15 protein-coding genes are annotated in these 21,504 nt (G+C 72.1%); 7 read left to right on the forward strand and 8 right to left on the reverse strand.

Annotated elements, in window-relative coordinates; all coding sequences use genetic code 11:
* The first annotated feature begins 7 nt into the window (after positions 1–7).
* From DZA62_RS27000 to DZA62_RS27020, 5 genes are read left to right on the forward strand one after another with little or no spacing between them, the layout of a single operon-like run.
* Entirely contained in the window at positions 8–1,897 is a 1,890-nt protein-coding gene (locus tag DZA62_RS27000) for a S9 family peptidase (protein WP_116952046.1), read from the forward strand.
* Entirely contained in the window at positions 1,894–3,792 is a 1,899-nt protein-coding gene (locus DZA62_RS27005) for a S9 family peptidase (RefSeq protein ID WP_116952047.1), read from the forward strand. Before DZA62_RS27000 ends, DZA62_RS27005 begins: the two co-directional genes overlap by 4 nt.
* Complete coding sequence (locus tag DZA62_RS27010) at positions 3,789–5,426, forward strand: GMC family oxidoreductase (RefSeq protein WP_116952048.1); 1,638 nt, start codon at positions 3,789–3,791, stop codon at positions 5,424–5,426. The genes DZA62_RS27005 and DZA62_RS27010 overlap by 4 nt, the downstream gene beginning before the upstream one ends.
* A complete protein-coding gene (locus tag DZA62_RS27015; RefSeq protein WP_116952049.1) occupies positions 5,410–6,858 on the forward strand; it encodes an aldehyde dehydrogenase family protein in 1,449 nt (482 codons plus the stop codon). Before DZA62_RS27010 ends, DZA62_RS27015 begins: the two co-directional genes overlap by 17 nt.
* Positions 6,859–6,875: 17 nt before the next feature.
* Positions 6,876–9,161 (forward strand): S9 family peptidase, encoded by a 2,286-nt coding sequence (locus DZA62_RS27020; protein ID WP_198664239.1) that lies wholly within the window; start codon positions 6,876–6,878, stop codon positions 9,159–9,161.
* Positions 9,162–9,517: 356 nt separating this feature from the next.
* Here DZA62_RS27020 and DZA62_RS27025 read toward each other — a convergent pair whose 3' ends face one another.
* Genes DZA62_RS27025 through DZA62_RS27060 form a run of 8 tightly spaced genes read right to left on the reverse strand, consistent with a single transcriptional unit; the run spans position 9,518 to position 17,854 of the window.
* A complete protein-coding gene (locus tag DZA62_RS27025; protein ID WP_198664240.1) occupies positions 9,518–10,159 on the reverse strand; it encodes a GntR family transcriptional regulator in 642 nt (213 codons plus the stop codon).
* A gap of 6 nt (positions 10,160–10,165) precedes the next feature.
* Positions 10,166–10,972: an SDR family oxidoreductase gene (locus DZA62_RS27030; RefSeq protein ID WP_116952051.1), complete on the reverse strand. Its 807-nt coding sequence runs from the start codon at positions 10,970–10,972 to the stop codon at positions 10,166–10,168.
* A complete protein-coding gene (locus DZA62_RS27035; RefSeq protein ID WP_116952052.1) occupies positions 10,969–12,669 on the reverse strand; it encodes a CocE/NonD family hydrolase in 1,701 nt (566 codons plus the stop codon). Before DZA62_RS27035 ends, DZA62_RS27030 begins: the two co-directional genes overlap by 4 nt.
* Positions 12,666–13,511, reverse strand: coding sequence for an ATP-binding cassette domain-containing protein (locus DZA62_RS27040; RefSeq protein ID WP_116952053.1), 846 nt, complete (start codon positions 13,509–13,511; stop codon positions 12,666–12,668). The genes DZA62_RS27035 and DZA62_RS27040 overlap by 4 nt, the downstream gene beginning before the upstream one ends.
* Positions 13,504–14,511: an ABC transporter ATP-binding protein gene (locus tag DZA62_RS27045; protein ID WP_198664241.1), complete on the reverse strand. Its 1,008-nt coding sequence runs from the start codon at positions 14,509–14,511 to the stop codon at positions 13,504–13,506. The genes DZA62_RS27040 and DZA62_RS27045 overlap by 8 nt, the downstream gene beginning before the upstream one ends.
* Positions 14,508–15,395, reverse strand: coding sequence for an ABC transporter permease (locus tag DZA62_RS27050; RefSeq protein WP_116952055.1), 888 nt, complete (start codon positions 15,393–15,395; stop codon positions 14,508–14,510). Before DZA62_RS27050 ends, DZA62_RS27045 begins: the two co-directional genes overlap by 4 nt.
* Positions 15,392–16,333, reverse strand: coding sequence for an ABC transporter permease (locus DZA62_RS27055; RefSeq protein ID WP_116952056.1), 942 nt, complete (start codon positions 16,331–16,333; stop codon positions 15,392–15,394). Before DZA62_RS27055 ends, DZA62_RS27050 begins: the two co-directional genes overlap by 4 nt.
* 3 nt (positions 16,334–16,336) lie before the next feature.
* Positions 16,337–17,854: an ABC transporter substrate-binding protein gene (locus DZA62_RS27060; RefSeq protein ID WP_157987940.1), complete on the reverse strand. Its 1,518-nt coding sequence runs from the start codon at positions 17,852–17,854 to the stop codon at positions 16,337–16,339.
* 239 nt (positions 17,855–18,093) lie between these two features.
* Here DZA62_RS27060 and DZA62_RS27065 point away from each other — a divergent pair, with 239 nt between their 5' ends.
* Positions 18,094–19,206: a serine hydrolase domain-containing protein gene (locus tag DZA62_RS27065; RefSeq protein ID WP_116952058.1), complete on the forward strand. Its 1,113-nt coding sequence runs from the start codon at positions 18,094–18,096 to the stop codon at positions 19,204–19,206.
* 24 nt (positions 19,207–19,230) lie between these two features.
* Entirely contained in the window at positions 19,231–21,498 is a 2,268-nt protein-coding gene (locus tag DZA62_RS27070) for a S9 family peptidase (RefSeq protein ID WP_116952059.1), read from the forward strand.
* Positions 21,499–21,504: the final 6 nt, after the last annotated feature.

The following is a 21,504-nucleotide window of genomic DNA, read 5'->3' on the forward strand; positions in this document are numbered from 1 at the left end:
ACGCGTCATGACCGCACCGAGGGTGATCGACGTCGAGGAGCTGTTCGCCGACCCGGAGTTCTCCGGCGCGTCGATCTCGCCCGACGGGAAACGCCTCGCCTACCTGGCGCCGTGGAGCGGGCGGACGAACGTCTGGGTCCGCGGCATCGACGAGGAGCACGAGGACGCCGTGTGCGTCACGCACGACGCGCGACGCGGCATCAAGACCTACTACTGGACCGACTCCCCGCGGTGGCTGCTGTACCTGCAGGACACCGACGGCAACGAGGACTGGCACCTCTACCGGGTGGACCTCGACGCGCCGGACGAGCCCGCCGTCGACCTGACGCCGCTGCCGCCCGGGTCCCGGGTCATGGACGTGTCGCCGATGTCGTCGCTGCCGGGCACGGTCGTGGTGTCGATGAACCGCCGGCACATGTTCGTCGACGCGTTCCGCGTCGACATCGCCACCGGCGAGACGACCCTGCACCGGGAGAACCCCGAGTCCGCGGGGCACTTCCTGTTCGGCCGGGCGGGCGAGGTCTTCTACTCGCGGATCGCCGAGGTCGGCGTGTGGGAGTTCTCCGCGGTCGACGAGCAGACGGGTGAGCTGCGCCCGTTCCACCGGGCCGGCGGCCCGGAGTACCCGATGGGCATCTACCCGGCGCACGTCGCGGCCGACGGCAAGGGCCTGCTCGTCGGCGCCTACCAGGGCACCGACGACCTGCGCCTGGTCCGGGTCGACGCCGAGACCGGCGCCGAGACCGTGGTCGCGGCGCTGGACGGCCACAGCCTCTGCACGATGGGGTACGTCGCGCGCACCTATCCGCCCACCCTGTTCACCAGCCGGCGCACCGGCGAGGTCCTGGCCGCGCGGTTCGTGGGCGAGCGTCCGGAGCTCCAGGTGCTCGACCCGCACTTCGCGGACGTGTACGCGGAGCTGTCCAAGCTGTCCGACGGCGTGCTGGCGGCGGTCTCGTCGGACGAGTCGGAACAGCGGTGGGTCGCGACGTTCACGCACGACCGGGAACCGGGCCTCACCTACTACTACGACCACGGCACGCGCGAGAGCCGGCTGCTGTTCCGGCCGTACCCGCGGCTGGACCCGGCGGAGCTGGCGCCGATGACGCCGGTCGCGTTCCCGGCGCGCGACGGGCTGCCGCTGCACGCGTTCCTCACCCTGCCCGTCGGCGTCGAAGCCGCCGGCCTGCCGCTGATCCTGAAGGTGCATGGCGGACCCTGGTGTCACGACTCCTGGGGGTTCGACCCGCAGATCCAGTTCCTGGCCAACCGCGGCTACGCCGTGCTCCAGGTGAACTTCCGCGGCTCGTCCGGGTACGGCGCGAAGCACATCACCGCCGCGATCAAGGAGTTCGCCGGCGCCATGCACGACGACCTGATCGACGCGGCGAACTGGGCCGTCGAGCAGGGCTACGCCGACCCGGCCCGCATCGGGATCTACGGCGGGTCCTACGGCGGCTACTCGACGCTCGTCGGGGTCACGGTCACCCCGGACTTCTTCGCCGCGGCGGTCGACTACGTCGGCATCTCCAGCCTGCCGAACTTCATGCGCACGCTGCCGGAGTTCCTGAAGCCGCTCATCGGCAACAGCTGGTACCGCTACGTCGGCGACCCCGAGGACCCGGCGCAGGAGGCCGACATGCTCACGCGGTCGCCGATCACCATGGTCGACCGCATCCGGACCCCGCTGCTCGTCGTCCAGGGCGCCAACGACTCCCGGGTCGTCAAGGAGGAGGCCGACAACATCGTCGGCGCCCTCCGCGCGCGAGGGGTCACGGTCGAGTACATCGTCGCCGACGACGAGGGCCACGGGTTCCAGAACCCCGAGAACCTCGTCGCGATGTTCCACGCCATGGACCGCTTCCTCGCCGAGCACCTCGGCGGGCGGTCGTCGTGACCGCCCCGGGACCGATCGAGGTCGAGGAGCTGTTCGCCGACCCGGAGTTCTCCGGCGCGTCGATCTCGCCCGACGGGACGCGGCTGGCCTACCTGGCGCCGTGGAGCGGGCGGACGAACGTCTGGGTCCGCGGCATCGACGAGGAGCACGCCGACGCGGTGTGCGTGACACACGACGACCGGCGGGGCATCAGGCGCTACTTCTGGACCGACTCCCCGCGGTGGCTGCTGTACCTGCAGGACACCGACGGCAACGAGGACTGGCACCTGCATCGGGTGGACCTCGACGCGCCGGCCGAGCCCGCGGCGGACCTGACGCCGATGGCCCGCGGGTCCCGGGTGATGCACGTCGAACCGTTCAAGGCCGTGCCCGGCAGCGTCCTCGTCTCGATGAACCGCCGGCCGCTGGACGTCGACGTGTTCCGGATCGACGTCGCCACCGGCGAGACGGTCCTGCACCGGGAGAACCCGGACCGCAGCGGCGGGTTCGTCTTCGGGCCCGGCGGCGAGGTCGTCGCCCAGTCGCAGGCCGACGACGGGACGTTCGAGTACCACGCCGTCGACGCGGCGACCGGCGAGCGTCGCCTGTTCCACCGGCAGGGCGGCCCCGAGCATCCGCTCGGTGTCCACCCGACCCGGATCACCCCCGACGGCGGCGGGCTGCTCGTCGGGTCCTACCAGGACTCCGACGACCTGCGGCTGGTCCGCGTCGATATCGCGACCGGCGAGCAGACCACCGTCGCGGGCCAGCCCGGGCACAGCCTGTGCATCGCCGAGGCCGTCTCGCCCGCGGCGCCCGCGACCCTGTTCACCAGCCGGCGCACGGGAGAGGTGCTCGCGGCGCGGTTCGTGGGCGACCGGCCCGTGATCCACGTCGTCGACCCGGGGTTCGCCGAGGTGTATGCGGCGCTCTCGAAGCTGTCCGACGGGGTGCTGGCGGGGCTGTCGTCGGACGAGTCGGAGCGGTGGTGGGTCGCGACGTTCGCCCACGACCGCGAGCCGGGCCTCACCTACCTCTACGACCACGAGACAGGCCGGAGCCGGCTGCTGTTCCGGCCCTACCCGCGGCTGGACCCGGCGGAGCTGGCGCCGATGACGCCGGTCGCGTTCGCGGCGCGCGACGGGCTGCCGCTGCACGGCTTCCTCACCCTCCCGGTCGGCGTCGAGCCCACCGGCCTGCCGCTGGTGCTGTACCTGCACGGCGGCCCGTGGTTCCACGACGTGTGGGGCTACAACCCCACCGCTCAGTTCCTGGCGAACCGCGGCTACGCGGTGCTCCAGGTGAACTTCCGCGGGTCGTCGGGCTACGGCCGGCGGCACACCACGGCGGCGATCAAGGAGTTCGCCGGGGCGATGCACGACGACGTCATCGACGCCGCGGACTGGGCGGTGAAGCAGGGTTACGCCGACCCCGCCCGCATCGGCATCTTCGGCGGCTCGTACGGCGGGTACTCGGCACTGGTCGGGGTCACGGTGACGCCGGACTACTTCGCCGCGGCGGTCGACTACTGCGGCATCTCCAGCCTGCCGAACTTCATGCGCACGCTGCCGGAGTTCCTGCACCCGCAGATGGTGAACAACTTCCTGCTCTACTGCGGCGACCCCGCCGACCCCGAGCAGGAGGCCGACCTGCTGGCCCGGTCGCCCATCACGATGGTCGACCGCATCCGGACGCCACTGCTGGTCGTTCAGGGCGCCAACGACGTCCGCGTGGTCAAGGCGGAGTCCGACGCCATCGTCGAGGCGCTGCGCGCCCGCGGCGTCGCCGTCGAGTACCTCGTCGCCGACGACGAGGGGCACGGCTTCCAGAACCCGGAGAACGTCATGACGATGTACCGCACCGTCGAACGCCATTTCGCCGTCCACCTGAGCGGACGCGGGGAGGACCAGCCGTGAACGATACCGACTACGACGTCATCGTCGTGGGCGCCGGCTCCGCGGGCGCGGCGCTGGCCTCCCGGCTGACCGAGGACGAGGGCCGCGGGGTGCTCGTCCTCGAGGCCGGCCCCGACTACCGCTCGGCCGACGCGCTCCCGGAGATCCGCAGCATCGAGCCGATGATCGTCCAGCCGACCGCGACCCTGCTGAACACCCACATGTTCCCGGGACTGCTGGCCGCGCGGACGCCCGTGCAGGACCGGCTGCCGTACGCGCGCGGCCGCGGCGTCGGCGGCAGCTCCGCGGTCAACGGGCTGTTCGCGATCCGGGCGACCGTCGAGGACTTCGACGGCTGGGCCGCCGCGGGCTGCGCCGGCTGGGGTCACGACGACCTCCTGCCGCTGCTGCGCCGGCTCGAGAACGACCTGGACTTCGGCGACGAGCCGTACCACGGCGGCGACGGGCCGATCCCGATCACCCGTCCGCGGCACGAGGACTTCGCCGCCGTCGACGCCGCCGTCGACCGGGCCGCCCGGCGGCTGGGTCACCCGTGGGCGCCGGACCACAACGCGCCGGGCTCGACCGGGGTGTCGCCCTACGCGCTCAACAGCTTCGGCACGGTCCGGGTCTCGACCAACGACGGATACCTCGAACCGGCGCGCGACCGTCCCGGCCTGCGCGTCGTGGGCGACGCGCTGGTCGACCGCATCCTGTTCGAGGGGAACCGGGTGACCGGCGTGCGCGCGATCGTCGGTGGTGCTCCGGTCGAGTTCCGCGCCGCCGAGGTCGTCGTGTCCGCCGGCGCCATCCACTCGCCGGCGGTGCTGCTGCGCTCGGGCGTCGGCCCGGCCGGCGAGCTGCGCGACGCCGGCATCGCTTCCGTCGCGGACCTTCCGGTCGGGCGCGGCCTGCAGGACCACCCGAGCATCGCGCTGGGCCTCGGCCTGCACCAGGAGGTCGACTACCGCGGCGTGCCCATGCGCGGCCAGGTCTGCGTGCGGTTCACCACCGGTGTCGGGGGCGAGGCCAACGACGCCATGATCGCGGTGACGGGCGCGCTGGGCCTCGGCGTGCCGGCCGCCGGCGTCGTCGGCTGGGTCAACCGGGTCACCTCGACCGGCTCGGTCCGGCTCGCCTCCACCGACCCGGCCACCGACCCGCTGGTCGACTTCGACCTGCTGTCGCACCCCGACGACCTGCAGAGGTTCCGCGCCGTGACCGAGGAGCTGCGGTCCTTCGCCGCGCAGCCGGAGCTGGCGGCGATCGCGTCGGCCATGAGCCTCGGCAACCTCGGCTCCGTGAACGCCGACCCGGCCGAGGCCATGTCCGACGACGAGTTCGCGCGCTTCGCCCTCGCTTCCGTGAGCGACACGGTGCACGCGACCGGATCATGCCGCATGGGCGCGCCGGACGACCCGCAGGCCGTGGTCGACCCGCACGGCCGCGTCCTCGGCGTCGACGGCCTGCGCGTGGCCGACGCGAGCATCCTCCCGTGGGTGCCACGGGCGAACACCAACCTGACCGCGATCCTCGTCGGCGAGAAGGTCGCGGCATCGATGCGTGCGGAGGTCACAGCCCAGGGAGGCTCGGGCGGTCCGGGCCTTTCGCCGAATGGAGTGATGGAGGTGGCGCCGCATGAGCCGACCGTCTGATGTCACGGTGAGCGGTCACGACTGCACGATCCGGGAACTGGTGGGCACGACGTCGGCGATCCCGGCGGAGACCCTGGACCCGGTCCTGACCGACGCCGACACGGGGCGGGAACTGCACCCGCAACTGGCCAGCTCCGCCGCGAGCGTCGACGCGGCCCTGGCCACCGCGTGGGCGGCGCACACCGACGGGACCTGGTTCGGGCTGCCGCGCGCGGAACGCGCGGCGGCCCTGCGAGCGCTGCGTCTCGAGCTGCAGGGCCGCATCGCCGAGATCGCCCGGGTCGACGCCCAGGACACGGGGGTGCCGCAGACGACGATCACCGCGTTCGCCGGCGCCGTGGCCATGCTCCTGGACGCCGGCGCCGCGCAGATCGAGGAGGGGTTCGGCCACGTCGAGCAGGCCACGTCGGCCGGTGCGAGCGACCAGTGGCGGCTCCCGTGGGGCCCGGCCGCGGTGTTCCTCCCGTGGAACGCTCCGGCCCATCTGGCGATGGTCAAGACCGCCGACGCCCTGACGGCCGGCTGCCCGGTGATCATCAAACCGTCGGAGTGGGCGCCGCACTTCACCGGGATCTTCGCCGACGCGGTCCAGGCGACCCTGCCCGCGGGCGTCGTGCAGATCGTCCACGGCGGCAGCGAGGTCGGCGCCTCCCTGGTCCGCGACGAGCGGGTCGCCGCCGTCTCCTACACCGGCGGGGTGGCCGGTGGCACCGCCGTGGCGCAGGCCTGCGCGGCGCAGCTCAAACCCGTCGACCTCGAGCTGTCCGGCAACAACCCGGTCGTGGTGCTCGCGGGTGAGGACCCGGCGACGGTGGCCGAGCACGTCGTCACGGCGATGCTGACCCTGAACGCGCAGTACTGCGTCGCGCCGCGACGCATCATCGTCCCCGAGGCCGAGGCGCAGGGCTACCTGGACGCGTTCGCGACCGTCCTCGACGCGCTGACCATCGGCGGCACGGCCGACCCCGCCACCCAGCTGGGTCCGCTGGCACACGAGCCGCATCGCCGCCGGGTCGAGGAGCAGCTCGCCCAGTTCGCCGCGCGCGGCTGCGAGGTGCGCCGATACGGGAAGGTGCCGGAGTCCGGAGGCCACTTCGCCGCGCCGGCCGTGGTGGTCGCCGACAGCGCCCCGGACCTCCGCGAGGAGATCTTCGGGCCCGCCCTGCTGGTCCGGACGTACCGGGACCTCGACGAGGCGGTCACCATCGCGAACGACCACTCCTACGGCCTGGCCGGCTACGTGTTCGCCAGCGATCGCGATGCCGCCCGTGACGTGGGCCGCCGGTTGCGCGCCGGCCTGGTGCGGCTGAACTCGCCCTACGGCCCGCCCGACTCCGACCCGGTGATGGGCATGTGGGGCAGCAGCGGCATCGGGCAGATCGGATCAGGGCAGGGACCGCAGTTCTTCACCGGCGCCCGGTACGTCGGCTGACTCGAGGAGTGAACGTCGTGACCACGGATCTTGCCGCCCGCTACGCCCGGGCCGAGGCACTGCTGCCGCACCACTTCAAGAAGCTGGTCGACGCGCCGCGGGTGAGCCCGGTCTGGATCCGGGACACCGAGACGTTCTGGTACCGCAGGACGACCGCGAACGGCTCCGAGTTCGTCCTGGTCGACGCGGTGGCGGGCACGAAGCGGCCCGCGTTCGACCACGCCCGGCTGGCGAAGTCGCTCAGCGGTGTCGTCGACGACGAGCTCGATCCGGCAGCGCTTCCGTTCGTCGCGATCGACCTCGTCGACGGTGCGGTCCAGGTCGTCGTCGGCGACCGGCGCATCGAGGTCTCGCTCGACACCTATGCGGCAGCCGTCGTCGGCCCGGCCCACCCGGCCGAGGTCCGCTCGCCCGACGGCCGCTGGTCCGTCGGCGTGCGCGACCACGATCTGTACATCCGCGACACCGCGACCGACGAGGAGCGGCGGCTCACCACCGACGGCGTCGAGTCGTACTCCTACGGCTCGATGAACGACGCGGTCGCGTCGCTGGTGATGCAGGAGAACCTCGGCTTCACCCTGCCGCCGCAGGTGGTGTGGTCGCCGGACTCGAGCCGGTTCGTCACCCACCGGCTCGATCAGCGGGGCGTCGAGCTCATGCACCTGGTGCGTTCCACACCGGCGGACGGCGGGCGTCCCACGCCCATGAGCTACCACTACCCGCTGGTCGGTGACGAGACGATCGCCACGGCCGAGTTCGTCGTCTTCGACGCGGCGACCGGGACGGCGACGTGGTCGGCGGCCGGGCCGATCCCGACGCCGTTCGTGCCGACCATCGCCTACGGGTTCCTCTGGTGGAACGACGACGGCACCAAGATCCACTGGGTGTGGGGTGATCGTGGCGACAAGACGTCCAGGGTCCGCGAGCTCGACCCGCGGACCGGGGCGGACACCGTGCTCGTCGAGGAGACCAGCAAGACCCAGATCCTGTACGCGCCCCACCACCACGAACGCAACGTCAAGGTGCTGAGCTCGGGCGAGGTGCTGCTGTGGTCAGAGCGCAGCGGCTGGGGCCACCTGTACCTGCACCGCCCCGATGGCGCCGTCACCACGGTCACGTCAGGTGACTGGCTGGTCCGCAGGATCGTGAGCGTCGACGAGCGGGCCCGGCGCGTCGTCTTCACCGCGGCCGGTCGTGAGCCCGGTGCCGACATCTACCTGCAGGAGCTCTACTCGGTGTCGCTGGACGGTGGCGAGGTCACGGCCATCACGTCCGACGGACTCGACCACGACTGCCTGCCGTCGAGGTCCGGGAGGTTCTTCGTCGACGTCACGTCCCGGATCGACGTCCCCGCGGTATCGGTGCTGCGCGACGGGTCCACCGGCGAGGTGGTGACGGACCTCGAGCAGGCGGACGCGGCGGCCCTCTACGCCGCGGGCTGGACACCGCCGGAACGCGTCGTCGTCAAGGCGGCCGACGGCGTGACCGACCTCTACTGCGCCATCTACACGCCGTTCGACTTCGACCCGTCGCGGAAGTACCCCGTCCTCGACGAGATCTACGCCGGCCCGCAGGTGTCGACCACGCCGCTGCGGTTCCCGCTGTCCGGCGGCGCCCTGACCGGTTCGCGCCACGGGCACGTGTTCGCCGCGCTCGGCTTCGCCGTCGTCGCCGTCGACGCACGGGGGACCGCGCTGCGGCACAAGGCGTTCCAGGACCACGAGCGCCTGCACGGCGTCGGCCAGTACGTCGACGACCACGTCGCGGCGATCACGCAGCTTGCCGAGACCCGGCCGTGGATGGACCTGGACCGCGTCGGCATCTTCGGCCACTCCGGCGGCGGACTCGGGTCCGCCAGGGCGCTGCTGCAGGCCCCCGACTTCTTCAAGGTCGCGGTCTCGTCGTCGGGCGACCACGACGACAAGACCTACCACGCATGGTGGGGGGAGAAGTTCTTCGGCCGGCCCGACGAGTTCGACTACGCGACCCATTCCAACGCCTCGCTCGCCGGCAACCTGAAGGGCAGGCTCTTCCTGGTGCACGGCGAGATGGACGACAACGTCACGCCTCATCTGACGATGCGGCTGGTGGGCGCCTTGATCGCGGCGAACAAGGACTTCGACCTGCTCATCGTCCCGAACGCCGAGCACTCCTTGATGGTGCATCAGGAGTACTGGCTCCGGCGGCGCTGGGACTACCTCGTCCGTCACCTCATGGGCGAGACGCCCCCGGCGTACCGCATCGCGGACATCCCGCTGGATGCCGAGGTCCTGGCCTCCCTGGGCGCCTCGCCCTTCCGCTGATCACCGGGCGCGGCCACCACCGCCCCCGCGCCGCCCCCGCCGCGCCGCCCCCCGCTCCGCGCCGCCCCGCCCCGCTCCGCGCGCGCCGCCCCGCGCCGCGCCGCCCCGCCCCCGCCGCGCCGCCCCGCGCCGCCGCCCCGCTCCGCCCCCGCCCCAGTTGATCTTGGAGTTGTTCGGCGCTGGCGGGCGAAATGTCCGATAGATGGCCGAAGTACTCCAAGATCAACGTGGGCGGGGGACTGGGGCGCGGGCTGCGCGGGGGCGGTGGGACGGCGCTGGGGCGCGGGCTGCGCTGGGGGCGGTGGGACGGCGCTGGGGGCGGGGGACGGCGCCGGGCGGGGGAGGGCGCCGGGCGCCTACGGGTGCGCGAGGTGGCGTTCCATCAGCGCCTCGGCGGCCACGTCGTCGCCCGCCTCGATCAGGTCGACGAGTTCGAGGTGCTCGGTGGCGGCGGCCACGAGCGCGCCCTGCTCGATGAGCGGGGCGAGCGAGGCCAGGCGCGTCTGGTCGCACAGCCTGGCGATCAGGTCGACGAGGCGCTGGTTGCCCGCGTAGTCGAGGAGCCTGAGGTGGAAACGCCGGTCGCCTTCGTTGTACGCGATCAGGTCGCCGGCGCTCGCGCGGTCGGCGACCTCCTGGGCGAGCCGGCGCAGGACGGGGACGTCACGGCCGGGGATCGACGCGATCGCGCGGCGTACGGCCGGTGGCTCGAGCAGCAGGCGCAGGTCGGTGATCTCGTCGAGGTCCTGCTCCGACACCTCGGCCACCCGGAACCCCTTGTTCGGGACCGCCGACATCAGCCCTTCGCCGACCAGGTCGAGCAGCGCCTCGCGCACCGGCGTCGCGGAGATCCCGAAGTGCTGCCCGAGACTCGGCGCGGAGTACACGGCGCCGGGCTCCATCTCGCCGGAGACGATGGCCGTGCGCAGGGCCCGGGCGACGCTCACCCGCAATCCCTCCCGCTTGGGGATCGCGGCGAACGTTGGCGTCGACGTCACGGCCGGCTACTTCGGGGGTAGCCGCACGCCGCCGTCGACCCGCACCACCGACCCGTTCATGTAGGGGTTCGTCAGGCACTCCAGCACCATGCGGGCGACCTCGTCGGGCCGGCCGAGCCGCTTGGGGAAGAGCACCGACTGGCCCAGCCGGGCCTTGAACTCCTCGGCCTGCTCGCCCACGCCGTAGATCGGCGTGTCGACGAGCCCGGGCGCGATCGTGTTGAGCCGGATCCCGCTGACCGACAGGTCGCGGGCGACCGGGAGCGTGAGGCCCACGATGCCGCCCTTGGACGACGAGTACGCGGCCTGGCCGATCTGGCCGTCGAACGCGGCCACGCTCGCGAACGCGACGATCGCACCCCGTGCCCCGTCGGCGTCGGCCTCGTTGCGGCTCATCGCGGTGGCGGCGAGGCGGATCGTGTCGAAGGTGCCGATCAGGTTGACCCCGAGGACCTTGGTGTACAGCTCGAGGTCGTGGGCCGAGGCGAACTCGCCGTCGCGGCCGATGGTCCGCTGGGCCGGCGCGAAGCCGGCCGAGCAGACCACCGCGCGCAGCGGTGCCAGCTCGACGGCCCGTTCGACGGCGGCCTGGACCTGCTCGGTGCGGGTCACGTCGACCTCGACGAAGACGCCGCCGATCTCGTCGGCCAGCGCGCTCCCCTTGGCCGCCTGGAGGTCGGCGACGACGACCGTCGCGCCGGCCGCCGCGAGCCGCCGGGCGGCGGCCGCGCCGATGCCCGACGCGGCACCGGTGACCAGTGCGGACGCTCCCGTCAGCGCTGCGGTCCCGGGGTCTGTGGCATCACGGGTCATGACTCGATCTCCAATCGGATCCGCGACGGCCGCTCGCCGCCGTGGAAGACGCTGTTGTGCGCCACGCGTGGGTCGGCCTGCGTGGCGATGGGCTCGAACGTGTTCAGGTTCCGCGCGAACCACGGGAACTCCGAGCTGGCGAGCACCAGCCTGATCCGGTGGCCCGGCCGGATCGTGTGGAACATCGGGGTCAGCTCGATCGAGTAGCGCTCGACCGCGCCGGGCGTGACGGCCTCCGGCGCCGACAGGTCGTTGCGGTGCGACGCACGCAGGCAGCCCCAGGCCACGCAGAGCGCCCGGCCCTCCTCGTCGACGTCGGCGAGCTTGACGTGCCACTCCGTGTCCTCGCCGTCGGTGGACGCCCACAGCTCGACCTCGCCCCAGCCGCGGATGGTCACGGCGTCGTCGAACCGCTCACTGGTCCAGGACACGACGCCGGGCTGGGCCTCGAGCTCGACGAGGTCCAGGTCCGGCTCCAGGGGCAGGTTCTCCAGGTCGACGCTCAGGCCGTTGGGCGACATCGGGTCGTAGCGGTAGCTCTGCGACCCCGCCGTGCCGGGGGCGGCGCCGAGGGAGGCGTCGTCGCCGAGGTAGAGGCTGAGCGCCTCGGTGCCGCCCTTCCAGGACGGCCGCACCTGCCACGACTTCGCGCCGGGGTCGTAGAGCTGCACCCGCGGCTCGTCGTCGACACCGTTGTGCTGGCCGCGCAGGAACCGGTCGAAGAACCGCAGCTGGATGCCGGCCATGTCGACGGTCCCGCCGGGGTACTCGATGCCCTTGTACGTGCTCGTCGGGTAGTACGACGACACGTGGCTCCACGGCCCGACGAGCAGCCACTGCCGGTCGCGGGCGGGGGAGTGCGCCACCATCTGCTCGTAGTGGTGGAACGCGGCCTGGATGTCCTCGCGGTCGTGCCAGCCGGTGACGTGCAGCGTCGGCACGTCGAAGGTGTAAGCGCCGTCGAAGCGGCGGCCGCGCCACACGTCGTCGAGGGCGTCGTGCTCCATCCACTCCGCCCACCCCGGGCCGGCCGTGTCGAGGGCCTCGCCCATCGCCTGGACCGGGAGCAGGTCGAACAGGGCGGGCACGTCCAGGCTGGAGTCCATGATCCGGCGCCGGACGGCCGCCCACCACCACACGAAGAACAGCTGGAAGCAGCCGAACGTGTACGGGATCTCCTGCTGCCACCGGCCGGCCGCGGAGAACGGGGTGGCCGCCCGCAGGTGCGGCGGGTTCTGGCTGACGGTCGCCATCGTGGTCCACCCGTCGTAGCTCAGGCCCTCGGCGCCGACCGCGCCGTCGCACCAGTCCTGCGCCGCCACCCACTCGACGACGTCGTGCCCGTCCTGCGCCTCGGTGATGGTGAACGGGTGCCACAGTCCTTCGGACTTCCCTCGCCCGCGGACGTCGTACCGGACGTGGACGTAACCGGCCTCGACCTTCCGGCTGATGTCCGCCGGCATCCCGGCGTCCTTGTTGTAAGGGGTCCCGCGCACGATCGCCGGTGCGGGGAGGACCGCGGCCGCCGGCAGGTGCACGGTGGCCGCGAGCTCGACGCCGTCGCGCATCGGGATGCCCGCCTCGAACGATCTCGGCGCCGCCGGATCGACCTGCCGATAGGCGTCGAAGACGTCGCGTGGAGCGCGGTCCGGGGTCGGCGCTCCGAACGGCGCGCGTCCGAGGGTCCCGTACGTCATCGCGTGCTCCTCCGCTTCGGTGACCGGTGGTCCTGGTCGAGATCGAGGTCCAGGTCCAACGGCGGCAGGTCCGTCGCCGCCGCGAGAAGGGTCCTGGTGAAGTCCGCCGACGGCTCGGACAACACGCGGCCGACAGCGCCCTCCTCGACGATCCGCCCGTCGGCCATCACGGCCACGCGGTCGCACAGCTGCCTGACCACGGCGAGGTCGTGCGAGATGAACAGCATGGTCAGGCCCAGGTCACGCTGGAGCCGCTTCAGCAGGAGCAGCACCGAGGCCTGGATGGAGACGTCCAGCGCCGACACGGGTTCGTCGGCGACGAGCAGCGACGGGTTGACGGCCAGCGCCCTCGCCACCCCGAGCCGCTGGCGCTGGCCACCGGAGAAGGCGCGGGGACGTTGATCCAGGGCGCTGCGGGGCATGCCCACCAGGTCGAGCAGTTCGGCCGCCCGCTTCACCGCGGCGGCGCGACTGCCGGCGAGGCGGTGCACGCGCAGGATCTCGACCAGTGCGGCGCCGATCGTCATGCGCGGGTTGAGGCTGCTGTACGGGTCCTGGAAGACCATCTGGATCGCCCGGCGCTGCTCGCGGTTGCGGGCCGGGTCCAGCGGCGACCCGGCGAACGAGATGGAGCCGCGGGTCGGCTTCTGCAACCCGGCGACGCACTTGGCCGTGGTCGACTTGCCGGACCCCGACTCGCCGACGAGGGCGAACGCCTCGCCGGGACGCACGGAGAAGTCGATGCCCCGGACGGCGTGGATCCTGCCCCGGTCGCCGCCCCAGCCACGACCGGAGCCGAACGTCACCGCCAGATCCCGCACCTCGAGCAGCGGTTCAGTCATGGTGTCCTCCCGCCATGGCGGCCAGCACGGAATGGCGCCGGCAGGAGGTCGAGCGGTCGTCGTCGACCGGGACGAGCTCGATCTCGCTCCGGCACGCGGGCTCGGCGTACTCGCATCGGGGGGCGAACGCGCAGCCGGGCAGCTCCTCGCCGCGTTGCGGCGGGTTGCCGGGGATCGCCCGGAGGCCGTCGATGTCGCGGTCACGGGTGGGGACGGCCCGCAGCAGCGCCAGGGTGTACGGGTGGCGCGGACGGCGCAGCAGCTCCGCCGTGGGTCCCTCCTCCACCACCTGGCCCGCGTACATCACCGCGATCCGGTCGCAGATGCGTGCCGCCACGCCGAGGTCGTGCGTGACGAAGACGATCCCGATGCCGAGGTCGCGAACGAGGTCCGTCAGCAGATCGAGGATCCTGAGCGTGACGGTGGCGTCCAGGGCGGTGGTCGGCTCGTCGCACAGCAGCAGCGACGGGTTCCCGGCCAGAGCGATCGCGATGACCACGCGCTGGCGCATCCCGCCGGACAACTGGTGCGGGAACTGCCGGTAGCGCCGAGCGGGCTCGGGGAAGCCCACCCGCTCCAGCAGCTCGATCGCCCGGGCCTTCGCCTGGGACCGGGAGAGGTCGCCGTGCGCCAGCGCGGCCTCGGCGATCTGCCGCCCGATCCGCATCGTCGGGTTCAACGCCGTCATCGGTTCCTGGAAGACCATGCCGACGGTCGCGCCGCGCAGCTTCCGCAGCGTCTGCGGGCCGGCCTTGACCACATCGACCCGGTCGACCTCGATGTCGCCCCCGGCGACGGTGACGCCCGTGGGCAGCAACCCCGCGATCGCCCGCAGGGTCAACGACTTCCCGGACCCGGACTCGCCGGCGATGCCGACCACCTCGCCGCGGGCCGCGTCCAGCGACGCGCCGCGCACCACGTCGTGGGCCTCACCGCCGACCCGCAGCCGCAGGTCCCGGACGGACAACAGACGCCGGTCCGCGACGTCGGGCCGGCTCACTGGGCGTTCCACTTCTGCGAGAGCCCGTCGGCGATCAGCGACAGGCCGAGTCCCGCGGCGCAGATGGCCAGGCCGGGGAAGACGGCCAGCCACCAGTGCGTGGTGAAGTAGGGCTGGGCGTCGGCGATCATGGTGCCCCAGTCCGGCGCCGGCGGTGGCACACCCAGCCCCAGGAAGCCGAGCGCGGTGATGAACAGGATGATGGCGACGGCGTCGGACATCGCGAAGGTCACCGGCTGCGCGATGATGTTGCGCAGGATGTGCCGTCCGAGGATCCGCCACGTCGGCAGCCCGCTCACCCTGGCCGCGAGCACGTAGTCCAGTGATCGCTCGCGGCGGACCAGGTCTCTGGCCAGGCGGGCGTAGGAGACCCAGCTGACCAGCGTGACCGCCACGATGATCGTCGGGATGCCGGGGCCGAGGATGAACACGAGGGCGATCAGGAGGACCAGCACGGGGAAGGCGAAGACGACGTTGACCACCCCGGTGACGACGCGGTCGACGATCCCGCCCCGATACCCGGCGATCGTGCCGATCGCGACGCCGATGACCAGCGGGAGCAGCACCGCGCCGACGGCGACGAAGAGATCGGTCCGGGCGGCGTACAGGAGCCGGGACAGGATGTCGCGGCCCAGCGCGTCGGTCCCGAGCAGGTGACCGTCCGTACCGGGCGGAGCGAGGGCGTTGGGGATGTCCTGACGGGTCGGGTCGGCCGGCGACAACACGCCCGCGAAGAGCGCCGCGAGCATCATGGCGCCGATGATGACCAGGCCGATCGCCAGCGACGCGTCGGCGCCGCGCGGTGAGCGCCGCCGCAGTCGTTTCGACCGCCGCTCGTACCACGACGCCACGCGGGTGCGGGACAGGCTGCTGCTGACGCTCATTGGACCTCCACCCGGGGGTCGATCAGCGCCTGCGCCAGGTCGCCGAGGACGTTGACGAAGACGACCAGGACGGCCAGCACGAGCGTGACGGCCTGGACGAGCGGGAAGTCCCGGGCGTCGATCCCGGTCAGCATCAGGTCGCCGAGGCCGCCGAGGCCGAAGACCCGCTCGATCACGAGCGTGCCGCCGATGAGGAAGCTCACGTTCACCGTGAGCACCGTGACCGACGGCGCGAGGGCGTTGCGCAGGAGGTGCCGCATCCGGATCTGGTGCGGCGTCAGCCCCTTGGCCCTGGCCGTCGTCACGAAGTCGGACTCGGTGACCCGCAGCACCTCGGCGCGCAGGCTCCGGACCACGAGCGGGGTCATGCCGGCGGCGATGGTCAGGCTCGGCAGGAACAGCGACTCCATGTGGCCGAGGAAGCCCGGCTCGACGCCGGCGGCCGGCAGCAGCAGCCAGTTCACCGACACCACCTCGATCAGCACCAGCCCCAGCCAGAATCCCGGCACGCCGAGGCCGACGACCGAGATGACCCGGACGACCCGGTCGCGCAGCGCCGCCGGACGCGACGCCGCCCACAGCGCCAGCGGCACGGCGAACAGGCAGGCCAGGACGGCCGCGTACACGATCAGCCACAGGGTGACGGGCAGCCGGGCGGCGATCAGGTCGCCGGCCGACTGGCCGAAGCGCAATGACGTGCCGAGGTCGCCGCCGAGCAGCCGCTCCATGAACAGCAGGTACTGCTCGTGCAGCGGCTGGTCCAACCCCCACTGGCTGTGCAGCGCGTCGATCGCGTCAGGGGTCGCCCGCGGCCCGAGCGCGGTCTGGGCCGGGTCGCCCGGCACCAGATGGATCAGGACGAAGACCACCAGCGTCACGCCGAGGAGGACCGGCACGGCCTGCAGCAGGCGGCTGACGAAGAACCTCGCGAAGGCCATCGCTCACTCCCGGAATCCGGTGTCGGCCAGCCACGGGACACCGGTCATGGGGACCTCGTAGCCGACCACGTCGGCCCGCCAGGCCCAGATCCACGGCTGGTAGCCGAGCACGACCAGGCTGCGGTCGTCGTACACGACCTGCTGGATCCGCGCGTACAGGTCGCTTCGGGTCTGCTGGTCCACCGCCTGCTTGGCCGCCTCGAGGAGAGTGGCCACCTCGTCGATCTCGCCGCCCGTCCAGAGCGCGTTCAGGTCGACGTAGTAACCGATGACCTCCAGCGGATCGATGATGTCGCTGGTCATGGTGAAGAGGGTGGCGTCGTAGCGGCCCGCGCCGACCTCGGCGAGGACGGTCGCGCCGTCGAGCTGCTCGATGGTCACGGTGAAGCCGACGTCCTCGAGATTCTCCTGGATGATCTGCGCGGTCAGGTTCGCGTACGTGCCGCCCGCGGAGATCGAGAGGGTGAAGTGCGGGTCCGCGCCGTCGGCGACCGCCTCGGCGAGCAGCTCCTCGGCGCGCTCCGGATCACGGGTGACCGGCTCGAGTGACTCGTCGTGGAAGTCCAGGGCGGGCGCGAGGAAGGATCCCCCGAGCTCACCGACCCCGTCGCCCGCCGCCGCGAGGATGTTGTCGCGGTGGATCGCGAGGTCGACGGCCTCCCGGAGCCGCGGGTCGGCGAAGGCGCCCGACTCCTGGTTGAGCAGCAGGTAGTTCGGGAACGCCATCGCGAACTCGCCGACGACCGTCGCCGGCGCCTCGTCCAGCGCTGCCAGCTGCGGCCGGGGCGGTGTCGCGATGATGTCGAGGTCGCCACCGCGCAGCTGCTGGGTCCGGTTGCTGTCGCTGGGCACCGCCTCGAAGACGATGCTGTCGAGGTAGGGACGCCCGGGAACCCAGTAGGACTCGTTGCGCACCAGCGTGATCCGCTGCCCGCTGGTCCACGACTCCAGCCGGAACGGCCCGGTGCCGATGGGGTGCTGCCCGAACTCCTCCGGGGTCATGCCGGCGAGGTCGGCGGGCACGACCGGGGCGAACGGCAGCGAGAGGCTGGCCTCCAGCGCGGGGGAGGGCACCGACGTCGTGACCACGACCGTCGACGGCGAGGTCGCCTCGACCGTCTCGATCTCGGCGAACATCGACACCCACGCCTCGGACTGCCGCACCGTGTCGATGCTGTACACGACGTCGTCGACGGTCATCGGGGTGCCGTCGGAGAACGTGACGCCCTCGCGGAGCCGGAACGTCCAGGCGGTGAAGTCGGCGTTCGCCTCGCTGCTCTCGACCAGCCAGGGCACGACCTCGCCGTTCTCGTCGGTCCGGAACAGGGTCTCGAGGATCTGGGCGAAGACGCGTGCGGAGTTGTTGTCGATCGCGGTGTAGGGGTTCAGCGCGGACGCTTCCCGCTCGTCGGCGATGTGCAGCGTGCCGCCCGTCGCCGGGGTCGCGGTGGGGTCGGCCGCGACCGGCTCCGTGGCCTCGCCGGCCGAGCACGCCGCGAGGGCGAGGGCCGCCGTGGCCACGGCCAGGACCGTGCGTACCTGCCGTGCGACGTGGATCACCCACTTCCCGAAGGCTCCCGGAGACGGCCGCTGAGGCCGTTCTAGTGCCTAGAAGACAGAGTCGATCTGGGCATAATTCACTATCAAGAAGCCTCCGTCAACGACGAACGCGTCGTTCCCAGGTGGATGAGGAGAGACCTAGCGTGGTCGCTTCTGTTGGGGTAATCTGCGCCTACTTCACTAGGTGAAAGGGTGCGCCGTTGAGTGCCGTCGACATCCCCGGCCTGGTGGCCGGCATCGAGAAAGACGCCGAGGAGTACCTCTCCACCCGCCCCGAGGCGACGCTGACGATCGGCTTGACGGTGCGGGGCGAGCGCCACATCCGGGCCCTGCGCGCGCCGGGCGCCGAGCAGGCGCCGCTGCCCGGCCCGGACACGATCTACGAGATCGGGTCGGTCTCCAAGGTCTTCTCCACGACGGTCCTGGCCATGCTGGAGGCCCAGGGACTGATCGCCCTGGACGACCCGATCGGCGCGCACCTCCCGAGGGAGCTCCGGCTCCCGGAGCACATCGCGTCGATCACCATCGAGCAGCTCGCCACCCACAGCTCCGGACTCGGCTCCGTGGGGGCGATCCACCAGGGACTCATCGACGAGGAGTTGCGCGGGACCGAGCCGCCGTTCGGCACGTACACCCACTACCTGCGCTACAAGAAGGAACACCTCTACGCCGACCTCGAGACCGCCGAGCTGACCTATCCCACGGGCCAGGGTTGGACCTATTCGGTCATCGGTATGGGGACGCTCGGCCACATCCTGGAGCTGGTGGCCGGCAAGCCGTACGAGGAGCTGCTGAAGGAGACGGTCTGCGCGCCCCTGGGTCTCGCGGACACCGGCTACACGCTCTCCTCGGAGCAGCAGGGCCGCATGATGTACGCCTACGACGCGTCGGGGCAGCCGTGCCCGAACTGGTACCACGACGTGATGCTCCCGCAGGGCGGACTGCGTTCGACGGTGAACGACCTGCTCACGTTCGTGGAGGCCAACCTCGCCGCCGACGCGGGCGGCTCGACGCTGTCCCGGGCCATGCGCCGGGCCCGGGAGCAGTACTTCGCCGTTCCCGGCGGGTTCACCATGCCCGACGGCAGCGACGTGCCCGACTTCGTCCAGGGCCTGGGCTGGCGCGGGCTGGACCACCCGGAGGGCCTGGCCTGGTGGCACGGCGGGACGACGCTCTTCTACCTCGCGTCCGCCGGCGTCGACGACCGCGCCGGCGTCGGCATCGCCACGGTGTACTCCGGCCGCCGGGCTCTCGTCGAGCGCGACGAGCTGCATGCCCTCGAGCGGGAGTGGTTCCTCCGGGCCTGTCAGTGACCGATCTTCTCCCGAGGAGTTGTTGTGACGACGACCGATCTGCGCGCACGGTACGCCACGGCCGAGGGCCTGTTGCCGCACCACCTCCGGGGGCTGATCACCTCGCCCCAGGTGCAGCCGGGCTGGATCCCCGGCACCGAGACGTTCTGGTACCGGAACGTGACGAGCGACGGCGTCGAGTTCGTCCTCGTCGACGCGGAGACCGGGACCAGGCGTCCGGCGTTCGACCACGCGCGCGTGGCCGCCGCGCTCGGCGACGTGCTGGGGGACGAGGCGGACCCGAAGGCGCTGCCGTTCGCCTCGATCGAGCCGCGTGACGGCGCGGTGCGGGTGGCCGTCGGGGAGCAGCTGATCGAGATCTCCCTCGACGCCTACGAGGCGAGGATCCTCGGCCCGGTCCGGATGGGCGAGGCGCCGTCCCCCGACGGGCGCTGGGCGGTGTTCCGGAGCGACCACGACCTGTACCTGCGCGACACCGTCACGGGCGCGGAGCGCCGGCTCACCACCGACGGGGCGGAGGCGTACGCCTACGGCGGGACGAACGACCAGGTCGCGGCCTTGGTGATGCAGGAGAACCTCGGCCTCATCCCACCGCCGCAGGTGGTGTGGTCACCGGACTCGACCCGGTTCGTCACGCACCGGCTGGACCAGCGCGGCCTCGACTTCATGCACCTCGTCCGTTCGGCGCCGTTCGACGGCGGCCGCCCGCGGCTGCTGTCGTACCGCTACGGGCTCCCCGGCGACGAGGACCTTCCGACCGCGGAGTTCTTCGTGTTCGACGCGGCCACCGGCGAGTCGGTCCAGGCGAAGTGCGAGCCGGTCTTCATGCCGTTCGTGCCGGCGATCACCTACGGCTGGGTGTGGTGGAGCGAGGACGGGTCCGCCGTGCACTGGCTCGCCAACGACCGCGGTGACCACAACGTCGCCCTCTCCCGGCTCGATCCCGGCAACGGCGAGGTGAGCGTGCTGGTCGAGGAGAGCAGCAGCTCGCAGATCCTCTACGGCCCGCAGCAGATGGACCGCAACGTCCGCACGCTCTCGACGGGCGAGGTGCTGTGGTGGTCGCAGCGCTCCGGCTGGGGGCACCTCTATCTCTACGGCGCCGACGGCACGGTCAGCACGCTCACCTCGGGCGACTGGCTGGTGCGCGACGTCGTCGCCGTCGACGAGGACGCCCGTCGCATCCTCCTCACCGGCGCCGGGCGCGAGCCGGGGTCGGACCCGTACCTGCGGCAGCTGTACTCGGTGTCGCTGGACGGCGGTGAGCCCACGGCCGTCACCGCCGACGGTCTCGACCACGACCCCCGGCCGTCGCCCTCCGGCCGGTTCCTCGTCGACGTCGCCGCCCGCTGGGACGTCCCGGCGGTGTCGGTCCTGCGCGACCGCTCCGGCGCCGTGGTGCTCGAGCTGGAGCGGGCCGACGCCTCCGCCCTCGACGCGACCGGCTGGACCGCGCCGGAACGCGCCGTGGTGAAGGCCGCCGACGGCGAGACCGACCTGTACTGCGCCGTCTACCGGCCGCACGACCTCGACCCGGACCGGACCTACCCCGTCCTCGACTGCGTCTACCCGGGGCCGCAGATGTCCTGTGCCCCGCTGCGCTTCCCGTTGTCCGGCGGCCCGAACGTCGGCGCGTCGATGGCGTTCAACGTCCCGGAGAGCTTCGCGGCGCTCGGGTTCGTCGTCGTGGTCGTGGACGGGCGGGGCAGCGCCATGCGCTCGGCCGCCTTCCAGGACCAGGCCCGGGTGGCCGGCGGCACCGCCTTCGTCGACGATCACGTCACCGCGATCGAGCAGCTCGCGCGGACCCGCCCCTGGATGGACCTGGGCCGCGTCGGGATCTACGGGTACTCCGCGGGCGGGTACGCGTCGGCCCGGGCGTTGCTGCAGGCACCGGACTTCTACAAGGTCGCGGTGTCGTCGGGCGGCAACCACGACAACCGGGTCAACCACTCCTGGTGGGGCGAGAAGTACTTCGGCCTGACGGACGACTTCGACTTCGCCGCGCAGGCGAACGAGTCGCTGGCCGAGAACCTCGCGGGCCGGCTGCTGCTGGTGCACGGCGAGATGGACGACAACGCCACGCCGCACGGCACGATGCGCCTGGTCGACGCGCTCATCAAGGCCAACAAGGACTTCGACCTGCTCATCGTGCCCAACGCCGACCACCACCTGATGGTGAACCGGGCGTACTTCCTGCGCCGCCGGTGGGACTACTTCGTGCGGCACCTGATGGGCGACACGCCACCGCCGTACCGCGTCGAGGACGTCCCGATCGAGGTCTACCGGTGACCGGGC

The organism is Jiangella endophytica (assembly GCF_003427025.1).
Lineage (GTDB): Bacteria > Actinomycetota > Actinomycetes > Jiangellales > Jiangellaceae > Jiangella > Jiangella endophytica.